This window comes from Natronomonas aquatica (assembly GCF_024449025.1).
Taxonomy (GTDB): Archaea; Halobacteriota; Halobacteria; order Halobacteriales; family Haloarculaceae; genus Natronomonas; species Natronomonas aquatica.
On the sequence record NZ_JAHLKM010000022.1, the window covers coordinates 34,010 to 37,403 of the forward strand.

At 65.9% G+C, this 3,394-nt stretch carries 6 protein-coding genes and 1 pseudogene; all 7 read left to right on the top strand.

Going from position 1 to position 3,394, the window contains the following annotated elements:
• Nucleotides 1-339: 50S ribosomal protein L18e (locus tag KM295_RS12975; protein WP_256030380.1), on the top strand; the 339-nt coding region annotated here is incomplete at its 5' end.
• Nucleotides 336-785, top strand: a complete 450-nt coding sequence (locus KM295_RS12980; RefSeq protein WP_256030381.1) for a 50S ribosomal protein L13 — start codon at nucleotides 336-338, stop codon at nucleotides 783-785. The genes KM295_RS12975 and KM295_RS12980, both read left to right, overlap by 4 nt.
• Nucleotides 779-1,177: a 30S ribosomal protein S9 gene (locus KM295_RS12985; RefSeq protein WP_256030382.1), complete on the top strand. Its 399-nt coding sequence runs from the start codon at nucleotides 779-781 to the stop codon at nucleotides 1,175-1,177. The genes KM295_RS12980 and KM295_RS12985 overlap by 7 nt, the downstream gene beginning before the upstream one ends.
• Nucleotides 1,178-1,189: 12 nt before the next feature.
• Nucleotides 1,190-1,384 (top strand): DNA-directed RNA polymerase subunit N, encoded by a 195-nt coding sequence (locus KM295_RS12990; protein ID WP_256030383.1) that lies wholly within the window; start codon nucleotides 1,190-1,192, stop codon nucleotides 1,382-1,384.
• Entirely contained in the window at nucleotides 1,381-1,554 is a 174-nt protein-coding gene (locus KM295_RS12995; protein WP_256030384.1) for a DNA-directed RNA polymerase subunit K, read from the top strand. Before KM295_RS12990 ends, KM295_RS12995 begins: the two co-directional genes overlap by 4 nt.
• Nucleotides 1,551-2,771 carry a phosphopyruvate hydratase gene (gene eno, locus KM295_RS13000; RefSeq protein WP_256030385.1) on the top strand — a complete coding sequence of 407 codons (1,221 nt, stop codon included), beginning with the start codon at nucleotides 1,551-1,553 and terminating at the stop codon, nucleotides 2,769-2,771. The genes KM295_RS12995 and eno overlap by 4 nt, the downstream gene beginning before the upstream one ends.
• Nucleotides 2,768-3,316, top strand: a pseudogene (locus KM295_RS13005) (30S ribosomal protein S2); the annotation flags it as partial. The gene eno and the pseudogene KM295_RS13005, both read left to right, overlap by 4 nt.
• Nucleotides 3,317-3,394: the final 78 nt, after the last annotated feature.

The following is a 3,394-nucleotide window of genomic DNA, read 5'->3' on the forward strand; positions in this document are numbered from 1 at the left end:
AACCCGAGGCTAACAAGCCTCATCGCCGAACTGAAGTCGACCGCCCGCAACGGCGGCGGCGAGGTCTGGAGCGATGTGGCCGAGCGCCTCGAAAAGCCCCGGCGCACGCACGCGGAAGTTAATCTGGGCCGCATCGAGCGGTACGCCAGAGACGACGAGACCGTTATCGTGCCCGGCAAGGTGCTCGGGTCGGGTGCCCTCCGGAAGGGGGTCACCGTCGCAGCCGTCGACTTCTCGTCGACGGCCGAAACGAAGATCGAACAGGTCGGCGAAGCGATAGAACTGGAACAGGCACTCGAAAACAATCCCGACGGGTCGAACGTGCGGGTGATCCGATGAGCTACGCAGAATTCGACGCGGACGTCGTCGTCGACGCCCGCGACTGTATCCTCGGTCGCGTCGCATCGAAGGTCGCCGAACGAGCGCTCGACGGCGAGCGTATCGCGGTGGTCAACGCCGAGAAGGCGGTCATCACCGGCAGCGAAGACGACGTCATGGACGTCTACCGGGGACGGAGCGAGGTCGGCTCCGATCGCGGCCCACACTACCCAAAACGGCCGGACCGGCTGTTCAAACGCTCGATCCGTGGGATGTTGCCGTACAAGACGACCCGCGGCCGCGAGGCGTTCGAGAACGTCCGCGTCTACGTGGGCGATCCCTACGAGGCCGACGACGGCGTTCAGGCGGACGTCCTCGAGGGGACCTCACTGGATCGGCTGTCGAACATCAAATTCGTTCCGCTCGGAGCGGTAAGCGAGGAACTGGGTGCTAACGTCACATGGTAACAAACACGTCCGGAAAGAAGAAGACGGCTGTCGCCCGCGCGACGGTTTCGGAGGGTAACGGCCGGGTTCGGATCAACTCCGAACCGGTCGAACTCACAGAGCCCGAGCAGGCGCGGCTGAAGATGCTCGAACCGTTCCGCATCGCCGAGGAGGACCTCCGTGAGGCCGTCGACATCGAAGTCACGGTCTCCGGCGGCGGGTTCGCCGGCCGGGCCGACGCGGTCCGAACAGCGATCGCCCGTGGCCTCGTCGAACACACCAACGACGCCGAACTACGGGACGCGTTCATGTCCTTCGATCGCTCGCTGCTCGTCAACGATGTACGGCAGTCCGAACCGAAAAAGTGGGGCGGCCCCGGCGCGCGGGCACGCTACCAGAAATCGTACCGCTGAGGTGATGAAGGCATGATGGTACCGGTTCGGTGTTTCACGTGCGGTAACGTCGTCGGCGAACACTGGGAAGAGTTCAAGCAGCGCGCCCGCGAGGGCGAGGAGGACCCCGCGGAGGTCCTCGACGAGCTCGGCGTCGAGCGCGCCTGCTGTCGGCGGATGCTCGTCTCACACAAAGACCTCGTCGACATCGTCTCCCCCTACCAATGAGAGGAACCAACCGCTACGAGAAGGCACGCATCCTGGGGGCCAGAGCCCTGCAGGTGTCCTACGGTGCGCCGGTGCTCATCGATACCGATCAGACGGAGCCGATCCTCGTCGCTGCCGAGGAGTACGACGCCGACGTCCTGCCGTTCACCGTCCATCGGGGTGAGAGATGACGCTCGTCACCGAGGTGCGGCTCCGTCGGGTACTCGACAGCCGCGGAAACCCGACGGTCGAAGCCGAAGTCCGGACCGAAGACGGCGGGTTCGGGCGCGGTGCCGCTCCCTCGGGTGCCTCGACCGGCGAGCACGAAGCAGTCGAGATCCCGGTCGACGAGGCGATCACGAAGGCCCGAGAACTCGCCGTCCCGCGGCTCGAGGGCCAGGTGTACGCCGGCGACCAGCGCGGCGTCGACAGCGCGCTCCGCGGTGCCGACGGGACCTCCGATTTCTCGGAGATCGGCGCCAACAGCGCGGTCGCGATTTCGATGGCCGCCGCGAAGGCGGCCGCCGACGTCCTCGGCGTCCCGCTGTATCAGCACCTCGGCGGCGCGTTCCGGGGCCGTAACTTCCCGATCCCGCTCGGAAACGTCATCGGCGGCGGCGAACACGCCGCCGATGCGACCCACATCCAGGAGTTCCTCGCCGCGCCTGTCGGGGCGCCTTCGGTGGCCGATGCCGTCTTTGCGAACGCGACGGTCCACCGCCGTATCGGCGAGATCCTCGCCGACCGTGGGATCGCCGCCGCGAAAGGCGACGAGGGGGCGTGGGCACCCTCGATCGACGACAGCGAGGCCTTCGAGATCGTCGCGGAGGCTGTCGGAGCCGTCGCCGACGAGGTCGGCTTCGAGATCGGCTTCGGGCTCGACGTGGCGGGCGCCGAACTCTACGAGGACGGCGTCTACCGGTACGGTGACGAGACGAAGACGCCCGACGAACAGCGCGAGTACATCGCGGGGCTGATCGAGGAATACGGCCTCGTCTACGTCGAGGACCCCCTCGACGAGAACGACTTCGAGGGGTTCGCGGAACTACTCGATCGGGTCGCCCCCGAAACGGGAGCCCGGAAGGCGGGGCGACCGCTGATCTGTGGCGACGACCTGTTCGTGACGAACACGGACCGGCTCGAACGCGGCATCGAGGCGGGCGCCGGAAACAGCATCCTGATCAAGCCGAACCAGATCGGGACGCTCTCGGATACGTTCGACGCCATCGAGGTGGCCGTCGAGAACGGCTACGCGCCGGTGGTCTCACACCGGAGCGGAGAGACCGAGGACACGACGATCGCACACCTCGCCGTCGCGACTGACGCCCCCTTCATCAAGACGGGCGCGGTCGGCGGCGAGCGAACCGCAAAGCTGAACGAACTCATTAGAATCGAGGCAAACGCATGAGCGACAACGAAGAGGGGATCGACGCCACCGAACTCGACGAGGAACTCGACGAACTCGAAGACGAGCTCGACGAGGAACTCGACGAAACGGCGGCCGCGGCCGAGGAGGCCGACCCCACAGCGGAGGAAACGCCCGCCGAAGCGGACGCCGAAGAGGCGACCGCCGAGGCCGAACCCGAACAGACGGACGACACGGACGAGGAGCCGGTACTCGACGAGGACGTCATGCCGGACGAGGAGGTCGATCTGCTCATTCCGGTCGAAGACTACCTCGCGGCGGGAGTCCACATCGGGACCCAACAGAAGACCAAATCGATGGACCGGTTCATCCACCGCGTCCGGACGGACGGCCTGTACGTTCTCGACGTCTCCCAGACCGATAGCCGTATACGGACGGCGGCGTCGTTCCTCGCGAACTACAATCCCGAGCAGATCCTGGTCGCGTCCTCCCGGCAGTACGGCCGGTTCCCGGCCGAGAAGTTCGCCGATGCGGTCGGCGCGCGTGCCCGGACCGGGCGGTTCATTCCGGGAACCCTGACCAACCCCTAGAACGATAGCGAACAGGCACTAAGAAACTACGAGGCATATACAATTGATTGCGACTGGGTTAGTGATAGAGAAGAA